Here is a 20,361-nt window from a genome sequence, read left to right on the forward strand (position 1 = left end):
CACATAGCCCCATCGCCCAGCGGCGCATGGCACTCTACCGCGGGGTGGTGTCGCTGCCCTTCGACACCAGCGAGATGGCCCCCACCGAGCTCAACGCCCGCGCCCTGGCCCTGCTGGTGGAACAGGGGGTGGCCGAGCCGGGGGATCACGTGATTCTCACCCGTGGGGATCACATGAACGCCCACGGCGGCACCAACACCCTGAAGATCCTCGAGGTGACAGACCATGACTGAACCACGCCCGCCGCGGACGGTGCAGCGCACCCTGCCGGCCCGCAAACGCATCGCGCTGATCGCCCACGACGGCAAGAAGGAGGAGCTGCTGGAGTGGGCCGGACGCTGGCGCGAGACCCTCGCCAGCCACGAGCTGATCGGCACCGGCACGACCGCCGGCCGGGTGGCGAAAACCCTGACGCTGCAGGTCGAAGGCCTGCTCAGCGGGCCGCTGGGCGGCGACCAGCAGATCGGCGCGCGGATCGCCGAGCAGCAGCTCGACCTGCTGATCTTCTTCTGGGACCCCTTCGCGCCCCAGCCCCACGACCCCGACGTCAAGGCGCTGCTGCGTCTTGCCGCGCTGTGGAACGTGCCGGTGGCCTGCAACGCCGCCAGTGCCGACTTCCTGCTCAGCTCTCCCTGGCTGGCAGAGGCCTACACGATGACCATCCCCGACGCCGGCGCCTGGGTCAGCGCCCGCTCGAGCGACTGATACTTTCCCAGCCCCTCCAAGCCGGGCCCTGGCGCCCGGCCCGCCGCCTGGCCACCTGCCCGCCGCCCGCTCCTGCCAACCAAAAAAAACCACCCGGGAAGCGGGTGGCAAGTGTCGAGGGTACTGCTTGGGGATTCATGCCAAGGGGATGGCACACCCACAATATGACACAGACTCGACTATCTGTACAATGATTGCATAGACAATCTCGACGGCGGCTCGCCCCGACGGTTCGTTGCCCTGCGGCAAAGTCCGTATCATCAGCCGTTGACGCACCGGCGCTTCCCGCCCACACGCACGAGAAGGAGGTCACTGCGTGATCACCACACGACGACTCCCCTGGCTCATCGGCTGGCTGCTGCTGGCCCTGCTGGTCACCGCACCGGCCATGGCACAGCCCGCCGACCCCGGTAATGGCCCGGCGTACTCGACCCTGGCCGACCTGCTCGAGGACGAGACGGCCCGCCAGCAGCTGATCGACCAGCTGCGACACCAGGCCGGCGAGCCTCCGCCCCCGGCGGTCGAGGCGCCCCCCAGGGCCGAAGAGGTATCGCTGCCCAGACAGCTGGCCGAACTGACCAGCCGCGTGGTCAGCGATATCGGCGGTGAGCTGCAGCACCTGGCCGGCATCGTCATGGGCATCTTCAGCCCCGACGAGGATGCCCTGGCCTTCGACATGGCCGCCTTCACCACCGCGGCCATCAACCTGGGCCTGGTGATCCTTGCCACCTTCCTGCTCTTCGTCGGCTTCCGCCGCCTGGCCAGGCCGCTGTTCACCCGCATCAGCGGCTGGTCGCTGCACGGCGACGGCCTCACCCCGGTGCTGCGCCTGGTGCTGTGCGTGGCGCTGGCGGCGGTGATCGACGTGCTGATCGTGGCGCTGGCCTATGTGGGCGGCAACCTGATCGCCACCTTCGCCGTGGGCGAGACCGGCGAGCTCTCCACCCGCGCCTCGCTGTTCCTCAATGCCTTCCTGGTCATCGAGCTGCTCAAGGCGGCGGTGCGCATGCTGTTCTCCTCGCGCTACGAGGGGCTGCGCCTGCTGCCGATTTCGGCCGCCGAGGCCTCCTACTGGAACCGCTGGCTGGCCCGCCTGATCGGCCTGGTGGGCTACGGCCTGATGGTGGTGGTGCCGCTGACCAACTTCTACGTGTCGCCGGCGCTGGGCCAGGGGGTCGGCACCCTGATCATGTTCGGCGCCTTCTTCTATGCGGTCACCGTGGTGCTCAAGAACCGCTCCCGCATCCGCGACAACATCAATCAGCTGGCGGCCCGCACCAGCTTCACCGCCACCCGGGTGACGCTGCAGCTGTTCGCCCGCACCTGGCACCTGTTCGCGCTGGTCTACTTCCTGATGGTCCTGGTGCTGACCCTGACCCGGCCGGCGGACGCCCTGCCCTTCGTGCTCACCGCCACGCTCAAGACCCTGGTGGCGGTGGTGGCCGGCATCCTGGCGTCGACCCTGTTGACCCAGACCATCGGCCGGCGGATCCGCTTGAGCGACGACCTGCGCCACAAGCTGCCGCTGCTCGAGCCGCGCCTCAACGCCTATGTGCCCAACATGCTGCGCGCCCTGCGCACCCTGATCCTGATCGCCGTGGCCATGCTGGTGCTGGACGCCTGGGGGGCCTTCGACCTGGCCGGCTGGTACGCCTCCGAGCCGGGCCGTGGGCTGATCGCCAAGCTGGCCGGCGTGGCCATCATCCTGGTGATCGCCATCGGGGTGTGGATTGGGCTCGCCAGCCTGATCGAGCACAAGCTCAACCCCGAGACCGGCACCGGCGAGCCCTCGGCGCGGGCCAAGACGCTGCTGACCCTGTTCCGCAACGCCCTGGCCATCGCCGTGGTGACCATCACCACCATGATCGTGCTGGCCGAGATCGGCATCAATATCGGGCCGCTGATCGCCGGTGCCGGTGTGCTGGGTCTGGCCATCGGTTTCGGCGCCCAGAAGCTGGTCCAGGACATCATCACCGGGATCTTCATTCAGGTGGAGAACGCCATGAACACCGGCGACGTGGTCACCGTGGGTGGGGTCACCGGGGTCGCCGAACGGCTGAGCATCCGCTCGGTGGGCATCCGCGACCTCAACGGCACCTACCACATCGTGCCCTTCTCCAGCGTCGACACCGTCTCCAACTACATGCGCGAGTTCGGCTACCACGTGGGCGAGTACGGCATCGCCTACCGCGAGAGCATCGACGAGGCGATCGTCGCCCTGCGCGAGGCCTTCGATGAACTGGCGGCCAGCGACGACCACAAGATGAACATCCTCGCCCCGCTGGAGGTGGCAGGGGTCATCGCCCTGGCCGACAGCTCGGTGAACATCCGGGTGCGCATCAAGACCGTGCCGGGCATGCAGTGGGCCGTGGGCCGTGCCTACAACCGCCTGGTCAAGCTGCACTTCGACGCCAAGGGCATCGAGATCCCCTTCCCCCACACCACCCTCTACTTCGGCGTGGGCAAGGAGGCCGAGGCGCCGCCCGCCAATCTGCGGGTCATGCAGCAGGACTTCGATATCGACGGGCGCCCCGGCGGCCAGCCGCGCTCCGGCGGGCAGAGCCGCACCGCCGAGGACGACCCTCGCTCGAAACCCAACCCCGAGTTCAAGGGCGACTACGACGAGGACTGACCCGCCGGACACCGGCCGCGGCCGGTCTCTCCCGGCCACGCAAAAGGGGCGCCGTAGCGCCCCTTTCGTTTTTTGCTGGCCAAGCATTTCGCTGACCCAGCTTTCACCGGCCAAGCCGCGGGTCAGCTCGCCTTCTTCTTCCCGGCCAGCGCGGTGGCCGCCTGGTCGTCGGGCTGAGGCAGCGAGGGCAGCGACTTGTCGAGCAGCTCGACGCTCTGGCGATAGTAGAGCTGGCTCTTGTTGTGCTCGCCGAGGTTGGCGAACAGCCGCGCCAGCTCGGCACACACCACGCCGCTGGGACGCTGACGCTGGCTCGCCTCGAAGTACTCCTGGGCCTTGCCCCAGTAGGCGTTGCGCAGCGCCAGGCGGCCCAGGGTCAACAGCAGGTCCGGGTCGTTGGGCCGCTCCTGCAGCCACTTCTCGGCATGCACCAGCTGCCGCGCCGGGTCCACGTTGAGCAACCCGTAGCGCAGCACCAGGCGGCTGTCCCAGTGCTCCTTGAGGGAGTGGCGCAGCAGCCGCTCGGCGATGCCCTCCTCGTTGCCGCGCACCAGCGCCTCGGCGTAGAGCACCACCAGCTCGACGTCGCTGCGCAGCGCATCGGGCATGTCGGCCCACAGGCTGCGCACCCGCTCCACGTTGCTCGGATCGCGGGCCTCCTTGGAGAGCAGCGCCTGGTAGGCGCGACGCTCCAGCTGATGGCGCTCCTCTGGCGAGATCAGCTGGCGGGCGGCGAGCCGCGGCATCAGCCGGCGCAGGCCGTCCCAATCGCTGACGCTGAGGTAGGCCTGCTTGAGCTGCTTGAGCACCTGGGGGTGGTTGGGCAGCTGGCGATCCAGGCGGGTGAGGGCGGCCAGTGCCTCCTCGTACTGCTGGCGATCCAGCATCAGCTGGGCCTGCATCAGGCCGACGGCGATATCCGCGCCATCGGTGCTGAGATGCGCCTTCTTGAGCAGGGTGTCGGCCTGGTCATAGCGGCCCTGGTAGTGCGCCGCGAGTGCCGCCGAGAGGTAGTTGACCAGCGGCGTGCCGGAGTCGTCGGCCGACTTGACCAGCGACTTTTCGGCGTGCTTCCAGCGCCCTTCGGCCAGCGCCACCAGGCCGCGCACGGTGCGCTTCATGGCGTTGCGGTGGCGGGTGCGGCTGTTCCATACCTTGAGGCGGCTGACCGGCCGGTTCAGGCGCATCAGCACGCGCAGGGCGAAGTGCAGCACCAGGAAGGCCGCCAGCAGCAGCACCAGGCCGAACCAGAAGGAGGTCTGGTAGGAGGTCTCGCCCACTCGGACCAGCCAGTAGCCGGGCACCGAGACCATCAGCTGGCCGAAGAAGGCGCCCAGCGCCAGCCCCAGGACAACGATCAGTAGCAGCTTTCTCATGCGTCATCTCCCTGTTCGCCACGCGAACCGAAACGACGTTCGATGAAGGTCGCCAGCGCCTGCTGGGAACCGCTGATGTCCGGCAACTCGGGGCGAATGGTCTCGGCCTTGAGCGACTCCAGGCGAGCGATCACCGACTGCACCTCGTCGCGCTCGGTGTCGTAGTAGCCGTGGATCAGGGTCAGCGCCTTATCGAGGCTGGCCTCATAGAGGTCCTGCTCTTCCTTGAGCAGCGCCAGCTGCGCCTGCTCGAGCACCAGGCGGGCGCTCTGGCGCAGGTAGGACTCCTGCTCGGGAGAGATCAGCCCCTCCAGCGCCTCGTCGTGGTGGCGGATGACCACCAGATCCCGCAGTTCCTGGCCGAAGCGCGACAGCTGCTGCTGCCAGCCGCCGGCGGGCACTTCCTCGATACCCGAACGCGCCGGAATCTCCTCGAGTTCGCGGGACAGCGGCAGGGCCGCCAGCCGCTCCTGCTGGGCGTTCAGGGCCAGGTAGAGGCCGGTGCGGTCGACCTGGGGCACGCTCTCGAGAATCGCCAGCTCCGAGGCGATGGCGCGACGAATGGAGAGCAGCGCCGGGTTCTCGGCTTCGCTCAGGCGCGCATCGGCGGTGCGCAGCAGCGCCGCGGCACCCTCCACGTCGCGCTCCAGCTGCAGGCGCTGATTGGCCAGGCGCAACAGGTAGGCGGCCTCGGCGTGGAGCCATTCACGCTCGTCGGCCTGCTGCTCCCGGGAGAGCTCGTCGAGCACCTGGTCGAGGGCGGTGTCGACCTCGCCACGGTAGCTGGCGAACTCGCTCTGCATCGCCTCCAGCGCGGCGGCCATCTCGGCGTCGCGCTCGTCCTCGCCCGCCGCCAGGCGCTCCTCGAGTCGGCTCTCCAGCTCGCTGAGCGACGCGGCGGTGGCGGCATCGGCGGTGCGGGTCTCGAGCTCGGCCAGACGCTGCTGCTGGGCATCCAGTCGCTGCCAGGCCTGCAGCGCGAACATCCCCGCGGCGATGGCCAGGACGAGCACCAGCACCAGGGCCAGCCCGCCCATCTTGCCGCCGCCCTTGCCGCCACCTTTGCCGCTGCCGTGGGCGGCCGCTGCCGGGGGCGGTGTGCCCTGGCCGCCACCACTCGCGGCCGCCTTGGGCTTGTCGGGGGCCTGCTGCTTGGACGTGTCGGCCGGCGTCTCGCCCTTGGGCGTATCGGACGATGCCTGCTTGGGCGTATCGGCCGCGGCCTTGTCACTAGCGGCCGGCTTGGCGCTCTCGGTGCCGCCGCTGGCCGGCGGTTTTTCGGACGCCGCCGGCTGGCTCTCCCCCGGCTTGCCGGCTACCGGCTTGTTTTCGGACCCGGCCGGCTTGCCCTCTGTCGGCTTAGCGTCGTCTGGCTTGGCCGCAGCCGCTGTCTCACTGGTCGATCCCGAAGGGGTCGGCGGGGCGCTCTGCGGCTTGTCACCGCCGCCCTGCTGCGACGATTTGCCGCGCTGGCGAGAGCGATTTTTGCCCGAGCCGGCACCACTTTTGTCCGCTGCAGAGGCCTCTCGCCCCTTGCCGCCCTGTGACTCGCCGGATGGCACCTTCTGTTCATCCTGCTCGTTTGTTTGTTTGCTCATCTGTCGCTAGCCCTTTTCGAGATCGTCGTGATCGACATCGGCATCCACGGAGGCGCAGGCCTCCGCCACCGCCTCGGCCAGTGCGGCCGGCGTGGCACCCGGTGCCACCACGCGTGTGCGAAACCCCAAGTCGTAGGCCAGTGTAGCCAAACGGCGACTGGACACGATTAGCGGTTGGTTCAAGGTGGTCTCGGTACTCCATCTTGCCAGATGTTCCAGCAATTCTCCGCTGCTGACCACCAGGGCACGGAAATCGCCATCGGCGAGACGGGACTGCATGACGGGAGAGGGCGCCTCCAGGCGGCGCCGGTAGGTTGCCAGGCGCGTGACCCGGGCGCCGCGTTCAGCGAGGGTATCGGCCAGCAGGGGGCGCCCGCCTTCGCCGGCCACCAGCAGCACGCGCTGACCTTCGAGGGAGCGCAGCGAGCCAAGCATAAGCAGCGCCTCGCTGGTGTCCTCGCCGGCCCGAGCCGGTGGCACATGCACGCGCACGCCCAGCCGGGCGTGCAGCGTCTCGGCGGTGGCCGCTCCCACGGCGTACCAGTCGATGCCCACCGGCAGCTGCGGCCAGTAGCGATCCAGGGCGTCGTGCAGGCACTCGGCGGCGAAGGGGCTGACCACCACCACCTTGTGGAAGTGATCGAAGTCGAGCCAGGCGGCCCGTAGCACCGGGGACTCGGGCAGCGGCTCCAGGGTCATGACCTCGAGCCGGGCCACCGGGAAACCGGCGGCCTCGATGGCATCGGCCAGGGCCCGGGCACGCTCACCGGGGCGGCAGATCAGGACCGGCGATGACGCGGGCATCAGCCGGCGCCGTAGACCTGCGCGAGGATCTCGCCGGCGCCCTGCTCCAGCAGCTCCTCGGCCACGCGAATGCCCAGCGCCTCCGGCTCATGGATGGAGCCGCGGCCCTCGGCGCGCAGCACCTCGGTGCCCTCCGGGTTGCCCACCAGCGCCCGCAGCCACAGGGTCTGGCCGTCGTTCTCGAAGCTGGCATAGCCGCCGATCGGTACCTGGCAGCCGCCCTCGAGACGGGTGTTCATGGCCCGCTCGGCACGCACCCGGGTCGCCGTGGTCGTATCATCCAGCGGCGCCAGCAGGGCCACCAGATCGGGGTCGTGGATGCGACACTCGATGCCCAGCGCCCCCTGGCCGCAGGCCGGCAGGCACACCTCGGGGGGCAGTTCCATGGCGATCCGATCCTCGAGGCCCAGCCGCTTGAGGCCCGAGGTGGCCAGCAGGATGGCGTCGAACTCGCCGGCATCCAGCTTGCCCAGGCGCGTCTGGACGTTGCCGCGCAGGCTGAGCACCTCCAGGTCGGGGCGCGCCTCGCGCATCTGCAGCCCGCGGCGCAGGCTGGAGGTGCCGATGCGCGCGCCCTCCGGCAGCTCGTCCAGCGAGGCGTAGTGGTTGGAGACGAAGGCGTCGGTGGGCTCGGCGCCGGCCAGGATCACCGACAGCCCGAGCCCCTCGGGAAAGTGCATGGGCACGTCCTTCATGGAGTGCACGGCGATGTCGGCGCGGCCGTCGAGGATCGCCTCTTCCAGCTCCTTGACGAACAGCCCCTTGCCGCCGACCTTGGCCAGAGGGGTGTCGAGGATCTTGTCGCCACGGGTGGACATCGCCACCAGCTCCACCTCCAGCCCCGGGTGCTGGGCCATGAGCAGGTCACGGACATGTTCGGCCTGCCACATGGCCAGTTGACTCTTGCGGGTGGCAATACGCAGCGTACTGATGGATCGCACGTGGTTCTCCCCATGCATGTTGGGCCCACCGGGGCCCGCTTGGCTGTTGGCGCCGCAAACGGTCACGGTCGCGGTCGATGAGGGCCATCATAAAGCACCGGAGGGGGCAGGAAAAACTCGCCCGCTTTTCCCCCGCGGCGCGCCAGCGGCGCCCTCGCCAGTCCCGTCGACTCTGGTACACTGCCAGACCAAGACCCGGTGGTGGCGCCGCGCCACCCATGAACGACGTAGCATAAACCATGCAGGATGCCCACGCCGATGAGCCCTAGCCCTTCTAGCCCCAGCACCAACCAGTCCTGGGGCGGCCGTTTCAGCGAGCCCACCGACGCCTTCGTCGAGCGCTTCACCGCCTCGGTGAGTTTCGACCAGCGCCTAGCCCTCCAGGACATCCAGGGCTCCATCGCCCACGCCACCATGCTGGCCCGGGTCGGCGTGCTGACCGACGAGGAGCGCGACGCCATCGTCGCCGGGCTCGGCGAGATCCGCACCGAGATCGAGACCGGCACCTTCCAGTGGTCGGTGGCGCTGGAAGACGTGCACATGAACATCGAGGCGCGGCTCACCGACAAGATCGGCATCACCGGCAAGAAGCTGCACACCGGGCGCTCGCGCAACGATCAGGTGGCCACCGATATCCGCCTGTTCCTGCGCGACGAGATCGACGTGGTGGCAGCCGAGCTCACCCGGCTGCGCGAAGGGCTGATCGAACTGGCCGACCGCGAGGCCGACACCATCATGCCCGGCTTCACCCACCTGCAGACCGCCCAGCCGGTGACCTTCGGCCATCACCTGCTGGCCTGGCAGGAGATGCTGGCCCGGGATCATGAGCGCCTGCTGGACTGCCGCAAGCGTGTCAACGTGCTGCCGCTGGGGGCCGCGGCCCTGGCCGGCACCACCTACCCCATCGATCGCCACGTCACCGCCGAGCTGCTGGGCTTCGAGCGCCCGGCCGAGAACTCGCTGGACGCCGTCAGCGATCGCGACTTCGCCATCGAATTCACCGCCTTCGCCAGCATCCTGCTGATGCACCTGTCGCGGATGAGCGAGGAACTGGTGCTGTGGACCAGCGCCCAGTTCGACTTCATCGACCTGCCCGACCGCTTCTGCACCGGCTCCTCGATCATGCCGCAGAAGAAGAACCCCGACGTGCCCGAGCTGGTGCGCGGCAAGACCGGGCGCGTCTACGGCCACCTGATGGGCCTGCTGACGCTGATGAAGTCCCAGCCCCTGGCCTACAACAAGGACAACCAGGAGGACAAGGAGCCGCTGTTCGACACCCTCGACACGGTGCGCGACTGCCTCAAGGCGTTCGCCGACATGGTGCCGGCCATCGAGGCCAAGCCGGAGAGCATGCGCGAGGCGGCCCGCCGCGGCTTCTCCACCGCCACCGATCTCGCCGACTACCTGGTGCGCAAGGGCGTGGCCTTCCGCGACGCCCACGAGATCGTCGGCCAGTCGGTGGCTTTCGGCCTGCGCGAGGGCAAGGACCTCTCCGAGATGAGCCTCGACGAGCTGCGCCAGTTCTCCGACACCATCGAGGACGACGTCTTCGCGGTGCTGACCCTGGAGGGCTCGGTGGCCGCCCGCAATCATATCGGCGGCACCGCCCCCGACCAGGTACGCGCCGCCGCCCAGCGCGCCCGCGAGGCCCTGGCGGCCCTGGGCCAGCCGGCATGAGACAGGCTGCGTCACTGGCCGTGCTGCTGGCGCTACTCGCCGGCTGCGGCCAGAAGGGGCCGCTCTTCCTGCCCGAGGACACCCAGGCGGCCGAGCGCTACGGGCACCAGGCGACCGCTTCCCCCGACCCAGAATCCCGCGAGAAGGGCTGACCATGGATCACTTCGAATACCGCGACGGCGTGCTCTACGGCGAGGAGGTGCCCCTGCTGCGGGTGGCCGACGAGGTCGGCACGCCCTGCTACGTCTACTCCAAGGCGACACTGGCCCGCCACTTCCGCGCCTACACCGAGGCGCTGGGCAGCCATCCCCACCTGATCTGCTACGCGGTGAAGGCCAACTCCAACCTGGCGGTGCTAGGCCTGCTGGCCCGGCTCGGCGCCGGCTTCGACATCGTCTCCGTGGGCGAGCTGGAGCGGGTACTGGCCGCCGGTGGCAACCCCGCCAAGGTGGTGTTCTCCGGCGTGGCCAAGCAGCAGGCCGAGATGGTCCGCGCCCTGGAAGTGGGCATCAAGTGCTTCAACGTGGAGTCGCGGCCCGAGCTCGAGCGCCTCAACGCCGTGGCCGGCCAGCTCGGCAAGGTCGCCCCGGTCTCGCTGCGGGTCAACCCGGACGTGGACGCCGGCACCCACCCCTATATCTCCACCGGGCTCAAGGACAACAAGTTCGGCATCCCGGTGGAGGAGGCGCTGGCGGTCTACGAACTCGCCGCCGGGCTGCCCCACCTCGAGGTGGTGGGGCTGGACTGCCATATCGGCTCCCAGCTCACCGAGCTGGCCCCCTTTCTCGACGCCCTGGACCGCCTGCTGGTACTGCTCGACAAGCTCAAGGCGCAGGGCATCGAGGTGGAGCACCTGGACCTGGGCGGCGGGCTCGGCGTGCCCTACCGGGACGAGCGCCCGCCGGCGCCCTTCGACTACGCCGCCTCGCTGCTCGAGCGCCTGGCCCAGTGGCCCGGCGGCGAGCAGCTGACGCTGCTCTTCGAGCCGGGCCGCTCGATCGCCGCCAACGCCGGCGTGCTGCTGACCCGGGTGGAGTTCCTCAAGCCCGGCGAGACCAAGAACTTCGCCATCGTCGACGCCGGCATGAACGACCTGATCCGCCCCGCGCTCTACCAGGCGTGGCAAGCGATTATTCCGGTGGACGCCCGCCGCCCCCGGGACGCCGCCACCTACGACGTGGTAGGCCCGGTCTGCGAGACCGGCGACTTCCTGGGCAAGGACCGCGAACTGGCGATTGCCGAGGGCGACCTGCTGGCGGTACGCTCCGCCGGAGCCTATGGCTTCGTGATGGCCTCGAACTACAACAGCCGGCCGCGCCCCGCCGAGGTGATGGTGGACGGCGAGCGGCTACATGTGGTGCGCCAGCGGGAGCCGCTCGAGGCCCTGTGGGCCGGCGAGTCGCTGCTGCCCGACAAGCCGCCGGCGGCCAACGGAGAGACCCGCTGATGCTGCTGCACTTCACCAAGATGCATGGCCTGGGCAACGACTTCATGGTGGTCGACCTGGTCACCCAGCGCGCCCGGCTGCGCGACGAGCAGATCCGCCGGCTGGCGGATCGCCGCTTCGGCATCGGCTTCGACCAGCTGCTGGTCGTCGAACCGCCCCGCGACCCCGACATGGACTTCCGCTACCGCATCTTCAACGCCGACGGCAGCGAGGTGGAGAACTGCGGCAACGGCGCCCGCTGCTTCGCGCGTTTCGTGCGCGACCAGCGCCTGACCCACAAGCACGAGATCCACGTGGAAACCGCCGGCGGCCCGCTGACCCTGCTGGTCGAGGACGATGGCCAGGTGACCGTGGACATGGGCGTGCCACGCTTCGATCCCGCCGCGCTGCCCTTCGAGGCCGACGAGGACCGCCCCCGCCACCGGCTCGAGGTGGACGGCGAGCACCTGGAGATCGGCGTGGCCTCGATGGGCAACCCCCATGCGGTGCTGCGGGTCGACGACGTCGAGCACGCCCCGGTGGCGCGCCTGGGGCCGGCCATCGAGGGCCATCCGCGCTTCCCCCGACGGGTCAACGCGGGCTTCATGCAGGTCGTCTCCCCCCACGAGATCCGCCTGAGGGTCTACGAACGGGGCAGCGGCGAGACCCTGGCCTGCGGTACCGGCGCCTGCGCCGCCGTGGCCTGCGGCATCCGTCAGGGGCTGCTGGAGAACCCCGTCACCGTGCACCTGCCTGGCGGCACCCTGCAGATCGAATGGCCCGCCCCGGATGCCCCCCTGCGCATGACCGGCCCCGCCGAGCGTGTCTTCGACGGGCGCGTCGCCCTGAGCTGACCGCTGCCCTGAGCTGATCAAGGAGTCTTCATGTCCCGAGCCGTTCCCGAACCGCGCAAGACCCTGGATCCCGACCGAGTGGCCGAGTGGCTGGCCCGCCACCCGGACTTCTTCGTCGGCCGTGAAGGGCTGCTGCAGCAGCTCAAGGTGCCCCATCCCGAGGCCCAGGGCGCCACCTCGCTGCTCGAGCGGCTGGTCCTCGACCTGCGGCGGCGCGCCGAGCAGGCCGAGTGGCGGCTCGAACAGCTGCTCGAGTCGGCCCGTCACAACGAGGTCCAGTTCCGGCGCACCCGGGAGCTGGTGCTGGCGCTGCTCGAGGCGGAAGACGCCGACGCCCTGGGCCAGGCCCTGGCCACCCAGATGGCCGAGAACTTCCAGACCCCGGCCGTCGCCCTGTGGTGTCCGGCCAGCCTCACCGACCGGGAGCCTCGCCCCCCGCAGCCGCCCCGCCAGATCCTCGACGAGCATGCCAGCCAGCGCCTGGCCGCCCTGCTCGACGGCCGCGCCAGCCGCTGCACCCGCCTGACGCCCACCGACTGGAGCCGCCTGCTGCCCCATGTCACGGCTCCGCACCAGGCCGGCTCCTGCGCCCTGGCCCGGCTGACCCTGGGCGAGCCGCTGGGCTACCTGGTGCTGGCCAGCCCCGACCCGGACCACTTCCGGGCCAGCATGGACACCCTGTTCACCGAGTACCTGAGCGATGTGCTGGCTCGCCTGGTGCTCCGCCCCGGCCCGGCCCTCCATGGCTGAGACGCCGCTGCGCGGCCAGGTCGAGGCCTGCCTGGAGGCGCTGGCACGCACCGCCAGCCCCGCCACCCTGGCCGCCTACCGCCGCGACCTGGGCGCGCTGTGCGACTTCCTGGAGCGCCAGGGGGTCGGCGACGGCGGCGAGCTGAGCGCCGCCCTGGTGCGCCGCTTCCTGGGCAGCGAGCGCGCCCGGGGCCTCGCCCCGCGCAGCCTGGCGCGGCGCCGGGCGGCGCTTTCCCACTTCGCCGAACAGCTGGTGAAGGCCGGGCGACTCGCCCACAATCCGGTCGCGCTGGTGCCGACGCCGCGCCAGCCCGCCCATCTGCCCAAGCCGCTGGACGCCGACCAACTGAGCCAGTTTCTCGATACGCCCCACGACGGCTCCCCGCTGGCGGTGCGCGACCAGGCCATGCTGGAGCTGTTCTACTCCAGCGGCCTGCGGCTCGCCGAGTTGGCCGGGCTCGACCTCGGCGACCTGCAGCCGCAGCGGGTCCGGGTGCTGGGGAAGGGGAGCAAGCCTCGCCAGGTACCGGTAGGCCGCCGTGCCCGGGCCGCCCTGGAGTCCTGGCTGGGGGTCAGAGAGGCCCTGGCGCGGCCGGGCGAGCCGGCGCTGTTCGTGGGCGCCCGGGGCACGCGGCTCGGCCATCGGGCCATCCAGAAACGCCTCGCCGAGCTGGCCCACCGCCGCGGGCTGGCGGAACACCTGCACCCGCACCGGCTGCGCCACTCCTTCGCCAGCCACCTGCTGGAGTCGAGCCATGACCTGCGCGCCGTGCAGGAGCTGCTGGGCCATGCCAACCTCTCCACCACCCAGGTCTATACGCGACTCGACTGGCAGCACCTGGCCGCCACCTACGATGCGGCCCACCCCCGTGCCCGCCGGCGAGACGCCGACCCCGCCGAGTGATCGCCATGCACGACCAGCCCCTTGAGGCCCTGACCTTCGACCTCGACGACACTCTCTGGGACAACCACCAGGTGATGGTCGACACCGAGCTTGGCCACTACGGCTGGCTCGACGACGCCCTGAGCGCCTGGCTGGCGGAGCGCGGCCAGGCGCCGGCCCAGCGCTTCGCCGAGCGCTACCCGCTGGCGGCTTTCGAGGCCAGTCGCCGACGGCTGGCCGAGACTCACCCGCTGCGCCGCGGCGACTTCACCTGGCTACGCAAACGGGCGCTGCGTGAGATGCTCCAGGCCTACGGACTCCCCCCCGCCACTGCGGCGCAGTGGGCCGAGGCGGCGATGGCCCGCTTCATGGAGCTGCGCCACCGCGTCACCCCGCACCCGGAAGTCGAACCGCTGCTCAGCGAGCTGGGTCGGCGCTACCGCCTGGCCAGCATCACCAACGGCAACGTGGATGTGCAGCGCCTGGCGCTGGGCCGACACTTCCCGGTGGCCATCACCGCCGGCGAGCTGCTCGCCCCCAAGCCCGACCCGCGCCCCTTCCTGGCGGCGCTGGCGCGACTCGGCCTGCCCCCCTCCCGCGCCCTGCACGTGGGCGACTCCTGGCGCGAGGACGTCGCACCGGCCCGGCGCCTGGGCATGCAGGTCGCCTGGATCGCTCCCCACGAGGGCGACCAGGCCCTGCCGGCCGGCATTCACCGCCTGAACCACGTGCGCGAGCTGCCTGAGCTGCTGCGCCGGCTTACGCGCTGAGCTGAGCTTGGACTCTGTCCGAGCCTAGTACTACAGCAGTAAGTCTCTGCTGTAGGAGCAGCTTCAGCTCGCGACTGGAGGCGAAAGCCTCCCGGAAGTGTTGCCAAGGCAGGTCATCATTCCCAGGAGCCTGCGGCGCCAGTCGCGATGGGAACTCGGAGCGCCGAACCGAGCGCTCCAACAGAAGGGCCATGGCGCATTACCGCTGTAGTACTAGACGGGAGGCGCCTCGTGTTCCGCCAGCCAGGCATCGAGGCGCGCGCAGGCCTCGTCGACGCCCTGGCGCTTGAGCGAAGAGAACAGCTGCAGGCTCACCAGGTCCTCCCACTCCCGCAGCCGGCTGCGCACCTGCTGCAGCGCTGCCCTGGCCGCGCCGGACTTCAGCTTGTCGGCCTTGGTCAGCAGGATATGCACCGGCATGTCCTGCTCATCGGCCCAGCCCAGCAGCGTCTGGTCGAACTCGGTCAGGGGGTGACGCACATCCATCACCAGCACCACCCCTTGCAGCGAGCGGCGGGCCTGCAGGTAGTCGGCCAGGTGCTGCTGCCATTCGCGCTTGACCGCCTCGGGCACCTTGGCATAGCCGTAGCCGGGCAGGTCGACCAGGCGCCGGGCCTCATCGGCGCCCAGCGCGAAGAAGTTGATCAGCTGGGTGCGCCCCGGGGTGCGCGAGGTGCGCGCCAGCGCCTTCTGACAGGTGATGGCGTTGATGGCGCTGGACTTGCCGGCGTTGGAGCGGCCGGCGAAGGCCACTTCGACGCCCTGGTCGGGCGGGCACTGGACCAGGCTCGGCGCGCTGGTCATGAAGCGCGCGGTTTGATAGTTGAATCGTGACATGGGGTCGAGGTCCTGCCGAATGGAGAATAGCGCCCCGCCGGCAGGATACTTGACCTGCATTCCCGACGCGGGCTTGATTCGTTATAATGCAGTGTCTTTTGTCTGCGACCTGGGGCACGCTAGTGTACCACCGTGCTCTCGTCGGCAGCGACCGATCCGCTCGGCGCAGCAGGCGACGGGGCACCCGGCCTGGAACCTGCGGGACTTGGGCGGCACCCAGGATGCGTACCGGTACATAACACAACGGCATAGTGGATTAGCGATGAGAAAGTTACTGGCAAGCCTGGCACTTACCATGGGCGCCGTCGGCGCCGCCCACGCAGATATGGAAGCTGACGCCGACGCGGCCGCCGGCCGGGAGCTGGCCCAGCCCTGCGCCGCCTGTCACGGCCAAACCGGCATCAGCCCGGCGGCGTCCTTCCCGCATCTCGCCGGCCAGCAGATGTCCTATACCGCCAAGCAGATCATAGACATCCGCGACGGCCACCGGCTGGTGCCGGAAATGGTCGGCCAGGTCGACGACTTCTCCGACCAGGACGCCTGGGACGTGGCCGCTTTCTATGCCGAGCAGGACGCCCATGTCGGTCAGGCCGACCCCGACCCCGAGCTGATCGCCCGCGGCCAGGAACTCTACCGCGCCGGCGACATGTCCAAGGGCATCCCCGCCTGCGCCGCCTGCCATACCCCCAGCGGGGAGGGCATCGGCTCGGCCGTCTACCCGGCGCTCTCCGGTCAGTTCGCCGCGTACACCGTTGCCACGCTGCAGGACTACGCCTCGGGTGAGCGGGCCAACGACCCCAACAACATCATGCGCGATATCGCCGCCAAGATGAGCGATGCCGACATGGAAGCCGTGGCCAACTACATTCTCGGCCTGCACTGAATCCGCCTCCGCCGATCGCGGCCGGCGACAGTCAGCCTGCGTGAGAACCGTCAGCCTGCATGAGCAAGGCGGCCCAGCGGCCGCCTTCGCTGTTTCGGGCGTCGGGGCGGAACCCTCGGTCCCGCCAGCGCTCCAAGAGTGCGACTCGGCCGGCACAGGGTATCGCCCGGTGCGAGCGACCCGGAAATTCCAAGGAGTGAATCCCGCATGTTCAAGCCCTCCCATGTCGTGAAGTCCGCACTGATTGCCCTGGCCGGCCTAGGTCTGTCGACGGCGGCCCTGGCCACCAACCTGGTGGAAGGCCAGCACTACGAGGTGATCGACCCGGCCGTCGAAACGCGCGTCGACGCCGACCGGATCGAGGTCACCGAGGCCTTCTGGTACGGCTGCCCCCACTGCAACAACTTGCAGAGTGCCGCCAAGGCCTGGTACGAGACGCTGGATGAGGACGTCGAGGTGATCCATCTGCCGGCCACCATGGGCGGCGACTGGAACACCCATGCCGCGGTCTACTATGCCGCCGAGGAGCTCGGCATTCTCGAGGCCGTCCACGCCGACATCTTCCACGCCATCCACGAAGAGGGCCGCAGCCTGACCGCCAGCGACGACATCGCCGCCTTCTTCAGCGACTACGGGGTGAGCGAGGACGAGGCGCGCCAGGCGCTCGACGCCTTCGGCGTCAAGGCCAAGGTCAACCAGGCCCATGCCCGGATGCGCGCCATGCAGCTGATGGGCGTGCCGGCGCTGATCGTCGACGGCCGCTACCGGGTCACGCCCTCGAGCGCCGGCAGCCTGGAGAACATGCCGCAGATCGCCGACGCACTGGTCGACAGGGTTCGCCAGCAGCGCGCCGAGTAAGCCGTGCAGACTGAGCTGTCACACCTGGCCGACGCCAAGACGCCGACACTCGACGGCGGTCACCTGAAGCTGCTCACCTTCAATATGCAGGTGGGCATTCAGACGTCGGCCTACCACCATTACCTGACCCGCAGCTGGCAGCATCTGCTGCCGCATCCCAGGCGCCTGCGGCGCCTGGACATGGTCAGCGAGGTGCTGGGCCGCTTCGACGTGGTGGGGCTGCAGGAGGTCGACGGCGGCAGCTTCCGCTCCAGCCACGTCAATCAGGTGGAGTATCTCGCCAGCCGCGGCGGCTTTCCCCACCACTTCCAGCAGCTCAACCGCAACCTGGGCCGCTTCGCCCAGCACAGCAACGGCCTGCTCTCGCGCCTGCGGCCCACGCAGATCGAGGAGCACCGCCTGCCCGGCACCCTGCCCGGCCGCGGCGCCATCCACGCCCGCTACGGCGAGGGGCCGGACGCCCTGCACCTGTTCGTCGCCCACCTGGCACTGAGCCACCGCGGCCGGGTGCGCCAGCTCGACTATCTCAGCGAGATCATCCAGCCGCTGCGCCATGTGGTGGTGATGGGCGATCTCAACTGCACCCCCGAGCAGCTACATACCCACTCGCGCTTCTGCGCTTCGCTGCCGCTGCACCCGGTGCGCCCGCTGCTCAGCTACCCCTCCTGGCAGCCGCGCCGCGCCCTCGACCACATCCTGCTCTCCAACTCCCTGGAGGCCCGCGATGTGCGCGTTCTCGACCACCTCTTCTCGGACCACCTGCCCATCGCCGTGGACGTGGCACTGCCGCCGGCCTGCCTGCAGACCCTCACCGCCCGGCTCAAGGAGCCAGGCCACTGACCCACAGGCCGCCTGGCCGCGTTGAGACATGGGGATGACGCCTCGCGGCGAATCGGCGATGATGCCCTCCCTTGATTGGCTTCAGGACGGAAACTCCCATGCCCTCCGCAAACCGTGAACCGGTCCTGCTCGCATGGCTCGACGGCATTACCGAGATGGTGGGCCGCGCCATTGCCTGGCTGGTGCTCGTCATGATGGTGGTGCAGTTCGCCATCGTGGTGATGCGCTACGCCTTCAGTATCCACAGCGTGGTGATGCAGGAATCGGTGATGTACATGCACGCCATGGTGTTCATGCTCGGCGCCGCCTGGACCCTGCGCCACGATGGCCATGTGCGTGTGGATATCTTCTACCGCCGGCTCTCCGAGCGCGGCCGCGCCTGGATCGACCTGCTGGGCACCCTCTTCCTGCTGATCCCGGTGGCACTGTTCATCGCCATCGGCAGCTTTGCCTATGTGCGCAGCAGCTGGGCGATTCTCGAGCGCTCGCCGGACGGCGGCATCCCCGGGGTCTATCTGCTCAAGTCGCTGATCCTGGTGATGATGGCGCTGCTGCTGATCCAGGGCGTCGCCCAGCTGATTCGCCAGGCGATGATCCTGCGCGGCCAGGCCCCGGGCAACGACCCCGAGCACCGGGAGGTGCTCTGACGTGGAAGCCCTGCTCGAATTCATGCCGCTGTTCCTGTTCCTTACCATCTGCGCGGTGCTGATGCTCGGCTACCCGGTGGCGCTGGCCCTGGCCGGCACCGCGCTGGCCTTCGCCGGCCTGGGCCACCTGCTGCTGTCGATGGGCGTGCCGGTGCCCTTCGAGGCGCGCTACATGAGCGCCATGCCCAACCGGCTCTACGGCATCATGACCAACCAGACGCTGCTGGCCGTGCCGCTGTTCGTGCTGATGGGGGTGCTGCTGGAGAAGTCGCGGGTCGCCGAGACCCTGCTCGATGCCATGGCGCTGGCCTTCGGCGCGCTGCGCGGGGGGCTTGGCATCTCGGTGGTGCTGGTGGGCATGCTGCTGGCCGCCTCCACCGGCATCGTCGGCGCCACCGTGGTGACCATGGGCCTGCTGTCGCTGCCCACCATGCTCAAGCGCGGCTATTCACCCGCGCTTGCCACCGGCAGCATCTGCGCCACCGGCACCCTGGGCCAGATCATTCCGCCCTCCATCGCCCTGGTGCTGCTCGGCGACGTGCTCTCCAACGCCTACCAGCAGGCCCAGCTGGCCATGGGCGTATGGAGCCCGAAGACCGTCTCGGTGGGCGATCTGTTCGTCGGCGCGCTGATTCCCGGCCTGCTGCTGGTGGTGGCCTATATCGTCTACCTGCTGGTGATCGCCTGGCTCAAGCCGGAGAGCGCCCCGCCCGCCGACCGCGAGGCGCTGAAAGCGGAACTCGGCCATACCGGCAGCATCCTGCCGCTGCTGATCAAGGGGCTGGTGCCGCCGGTGCTGCTGATCGTCGCCGTGCTGGGCTCGATCCTCGGCGGCTTCGCCACCCCCACCGAGGCCTCGGCAGTAGGCGCCATGGGCGCCTTCCTGCTGGCGCTGGTCAATCGCCGCCTGAGCCTGCCGATGCTCAACGAGGTGGTACGCACCACCGCCCAGGTCACCAGCATGGTGTTCTTGATCCTGATCGGCGCCACCCTCTTCTCGCTGGTGTTCCGCGCCTACGGCGGCGAGGAGCTGGTCAAGGTGATGTTCGAGGCGCTGCCCGGTGGCGTGGTGGGTGCCACCCTGGTGGTGATGCTGGTGATCTTCCTGCTCGGCTTCATCCTCGACTTCATCGAGATCACCTTCGTGGTGGTACCCATCGTCGGGCCGGTGCTGCTGATGATGGGCATCGACCCCATCTGGCTGGGCATCATGATCGCGGTCAATCTGCAGACCTCCTTCTTGACGCCACCGTTCGGGTTCGCGCTGTTCTATCTGCGCGGGGTGACGCCGCCCTCGGTGCCCACCTCGGCGATCTACCGCGGGGTGGTCCCGTTCATCGCCCTGCAGCTCGCCATGCTGCTGGCGCTGGCGGCCTTCCCGGGACTCGCCACCTGGCTGCCATCGCTGCTGTAGCCCCGATGACTGGCGCATAGCCAATTACTGGCACAATGGGGCCAACCAGGCCTGGGCCAGCAGCAGCACCACCGCATAGCGCCCGCCCTTGGCCAGGGTGATCAGCAGGGTGGCCCGCCACCAGGAGAGCCGGAAGATGCCGGCCAGCACGGTGAGCGGGTCGCCCACCACCGGCGCCCAGGAGAGCAGCAGGCTCCACTCGCCGAAGCGGTGGTACCAGCGCTCCGCCCGGGCCAGCCCCGCCGGCGAGGCGGGGAACCAGCGGCGGTCCTGGAAGCGGCGCGCATAGCGCCCCATCCAGACGTTGATCAAACTGCCCAGGGTGTTGCCGGCGGTGGCCACCAGCCACAGCATGACCACCGGCTCACCCAGGCACCACAGCCGCGCCAGCCAAACCTCGGAGCCACCGGGCAGCAGGGTGGCGCTGACCAGCGCCACGACAAACAGACTCAGCATGCGCTGCGCT

20 protein-coding genes and 1 pseudogene are annotated in these 20,361 nt (G+C 69.5%); 15 read left to right on the forward strand and 6 right to left on the reverse strand.

Going from position 1 to position 20,361, the window contains the following annotated elements; all coding sequences use genetic code 11:
• From HOP52_RS01955 to ybiO, 3 genes are all read left to right on the forward strand, one after another.
• Positions 1-233 (forward strand): pyruvate kinase alpha/beta domain-containing protein (locus HOP52_RS01955; protein ID WP_275298040.1); only part of this gene is annotated, 233 nt, incomplete at its 5' end.
• Complete coding sequence (locus tag HOP52_RS01960) at positions 226-705, forward strand: methylglyoxal synthase (RefSeq protein ID WP_238975431.1); 480 nt, start codon at positions 226-228, stop codon at positions 703-705. The genes HOP52_RS01955 and HOP52_RS01960, both read left to right, overlap by 8 nt.
• A gap of 316 nt (positions 706-1,021) precedes the next feature.
• Positions 1,022-3,337: a mechanosensitive channel protein gene (ybiO, locus tag HOP52_RS01965; protein WP_238975432.1), complete on the forward strand. Its 2,316-nt coding sequence runs from the start codon at positions 1,022-1,024 to the stop codon at positions 3,335-3,337.
• Positions 3,338-3,459: 122 nt separating this feature from the next.
• On the opposite strand, the gene HOP52_RS01970 is transcribed toward ybiO, so the two are convergent.
• The 4 genes from HOP52_RS01970 to hemC are packed head-to-tail and all read right to left on the reverse strand — an operon-like array spanning position 3,460 to position 8,056.
• Positions 3,460-4,713, reverse strand: a complete 1,254-nt coding sequence (locus tag HOP52_RS01970; RefSeq protein ID WP_238975433.1) for a heme biosynthesis HemY N-terminal domain-containing protein — start codon at positions 4,711-4,713, stop codon at positions 3,460-3,462.
• On the reverse strand, positions 4,710-6,311 hold the full coding sequence (locus HOP52_RS01975; RefSeq protein ID WP_238975435.1) for a uroporphyrinogen-III C-methyltransferase: 1,602 nt from the start codon (positions 6,309-6,311) through the stop codon (positions 4,710-4,712). Before HOP52_RS01975 ends, HOP52_RS01970 begins: the two co-directional genes overlap by 4 nt.
• A 6-nt stretch (positions 6,312-6,317) precedes the next feature.
• Entirely contained in the window at positions 6,318-7,115 is a 798-nt protein-coding gene (locus HOP52_RS01980) for a uroporphyrinogen-III synthase (RefSeq protein ID WP_238975437.1), read from the reverse strand.
• Positions 7,115-8,056, reverse strand: a complete 942-nt coding sequence (gene hemC, locus HOP52_RS01985) for a hydroxymethylbilane synthase (protein WP_309674331.1) — start codon at positions 8,054-8,056, stop codon at positions 7,115-7,117. The genes HOP52_RS01980 and hemC overlap by 1 nt, the downstream gene beginning before the upstream one ends.
• Before the next feature lie 258 nt (positions 8,057-8,314).
• On the opposite strand from hemC, the gene argH reads away from it, so the two are divergent.
• The 7 genes and pseudogenes from argH (at position 8,315) to HOP52_RS02020 (ending at position 14,416) form a co-directional block, all read left to right on the forward strand.
• The gene (gene argH, locus HOP52_RS01990) at positions 8,315-9,733 is read left to right on the forward strand and encodes an argininosuccinate lyase (protein WP_238975439.1); all 1,419 of its coding nucleotides are present in this window, start codon (positions 8,315-8,317) and stop codon (positions 9,731-9,733) included.
• Positions 9,730-9,831 (forward strand): annotated as a pseudogene (gene lptM, locus HOP52_RS01995) (LPS translocon maturation chaperone LptM); the annotation flags it as partial. The gene argH and the pseudogene lptM, both read left to right, overlap by 4 nt.
• 56 nt (positions 9,832-9,887) lie before the next feature.
• Positions 9,888-11,180, forward strand: a complete 1,293-nt coding sequence (gene lysA / locus HOP52_RS02000; RefSeq protein WP_238975443.1) for a diaminopimelate decarboxylase — start codon at positions 9,888-9,890, stop codon at positions 11,178-11,180.
• A complete protein-coding gene (gene dapF, locus HOP52_RS02005) occupies positions 11,180-12,013 on the forward strand; it encodes a diaminopimelate epimerase (RefSeq protein WP_238975444.1) in 834 nt (277 codons plus the stop codon). The genes lysA and dapF overlap by 1 nt, the downstream gene beginning before the upstream one ends.
• Before the next feature lie 30 nt (positions 12,014-12,043).
• Entirely contained in the window at positions 12,044-12,763 is a 720-nt protein-coding gene (locus tag HOP52_RS02010) for a DUF484 family protein (protein WP_238975446.1), read from the forward strand.
• The gene (locus HOP52_RS02015) at positions 12,756-13,667 is read left to right on the forward strand and encodes a tyrosine recombinase XerC (protein WP_238975449.1); all 912 of its coding nucleotides are present in this window, start codon (positions 12,756-12,758) and stop codon (positions 13,665-13,667) included. The genes HOP52_RS02010 and HOP52_RS02015 overlap by 8 nt, the downstream gene beginning before the upstream one ends.
• Positions 13,668-13,672: 5 nt before the next feature.
• On the forward strand, positions 13,673-14,416 hold the full coding sequence (locus HOP52_RS02020; protein WP_238975451.1) for an HAD family hydrolase: 744 nt from the start codon (positions 13,673-13,675) through the stop codon (positions 14,414-14,416).
• Positions 14,417-14,629: 213 nt separating this feature from the next.
• On the opposite strand, the gene yihA is transcribed toward HOP52_RS02020, so the two are convergent.
• On the reverse strand, positions 14,630-15,253 hold the full coding sequence (gene yihA / locus HOP52_RS02025) for a ribosome biogenesis GTP-binding protein YihA/YsxC (protein ID WP_238975454.1): 624 nt from the start codon (positions 15,251-15,253) through the stop codon (positions 14,630-14,632).
• Between the two features lie 262 nt (positions 15,254-15,515).
• Between yihA and HOP52_RS02030 the strand changes: the two genes are divergently transcribed.
• From HOP52_RS02030 to HOP52_RS02050, 5 genes are all read left to right on the forward strand, one after another.
• Entirely contained in the window at positions 15,516-16,136 is a 621-nt protein-coding gene (locus tag HOP52_RS02030) for a c-type cytochrome (protein ID WP_238975456.1), read from the forward strand.
• Between the two features lie 207 nt (positions 16,137-16,343).
• On the forward strand, positions 16,344-16,994 hold the full coding sequence (locus HOP52_RS02035; RefSeq protein ID WP_238975458.1) for a thiol:disulfide interchange protein DsbA/DsbL: 651 nt from the start codon (positions 16,344-16,346) through the stop codon (positions 16,992-16,994).
• Between the two features lie 84 nt (positions 16,995-17,078).
• Positions 17,079-17,834 (forward strand): endonuclease/exonuclease/phosphatase family protein, encoded by a 756-nt coding sequence (locus tag HOP52_RS02040; RefSeq protein ID WP_238975962.1) that lies wholly within the window; start codon positions 17,079-17,081, stop codon positions 17,832-17,834.
• Positions 17,835-17,932: 98 nt separating this feature from the next.
• On the forward strand, positions 17,933-18,481 hold the full coding sequence (locus HOP52_RS02045; protein WP_238975460.1) for a TRAP transporter small permease subunit: 549 nt from the start codon (positions 17,933-17,935) through the stop codon (positions 18,479-18,481).
• A gap of 10 nt (positions 18,482-18,491) precedes the next feature.
• Entirely contained in the window at positions 18,492-19,895 is a 1,404-nt protein-coding gene (locus HOP52_RS02050; RefSeq protein ID WP_238975963.1) for a TRAP transporter large permease, read from the forward strand.
• A 24-nt stretch (positions 19,896-19,919) separates the two neighbouring features.
• On the opposite strand, the gene HOP52_RS02055 is transcribed toward HOP52_RS02050, so the two are convergent.
• Complete coding sequence (locus tag HOP52_RS02055) at positions 19,920-20,351, reverse strand: YqaA family protein (protein WP_238975462.1); 432 nt, start codon at positions 20,349-20,351, stop codon at positions 19,920-19,922.
• Positions 20,352-20,361: the final 10 nt, after the last annotated feature.

Origin of the sequence: Billgrantia campisalis, from assembly GCF_022341425.1 — a bacterium.
Taxonomy (GTDB): Bacteria; Pseudomonadota; Gammaproteobacteria; order Pseudomonadales; family Halomonadaceae; genus Halomonas; species Halomonas campisalis.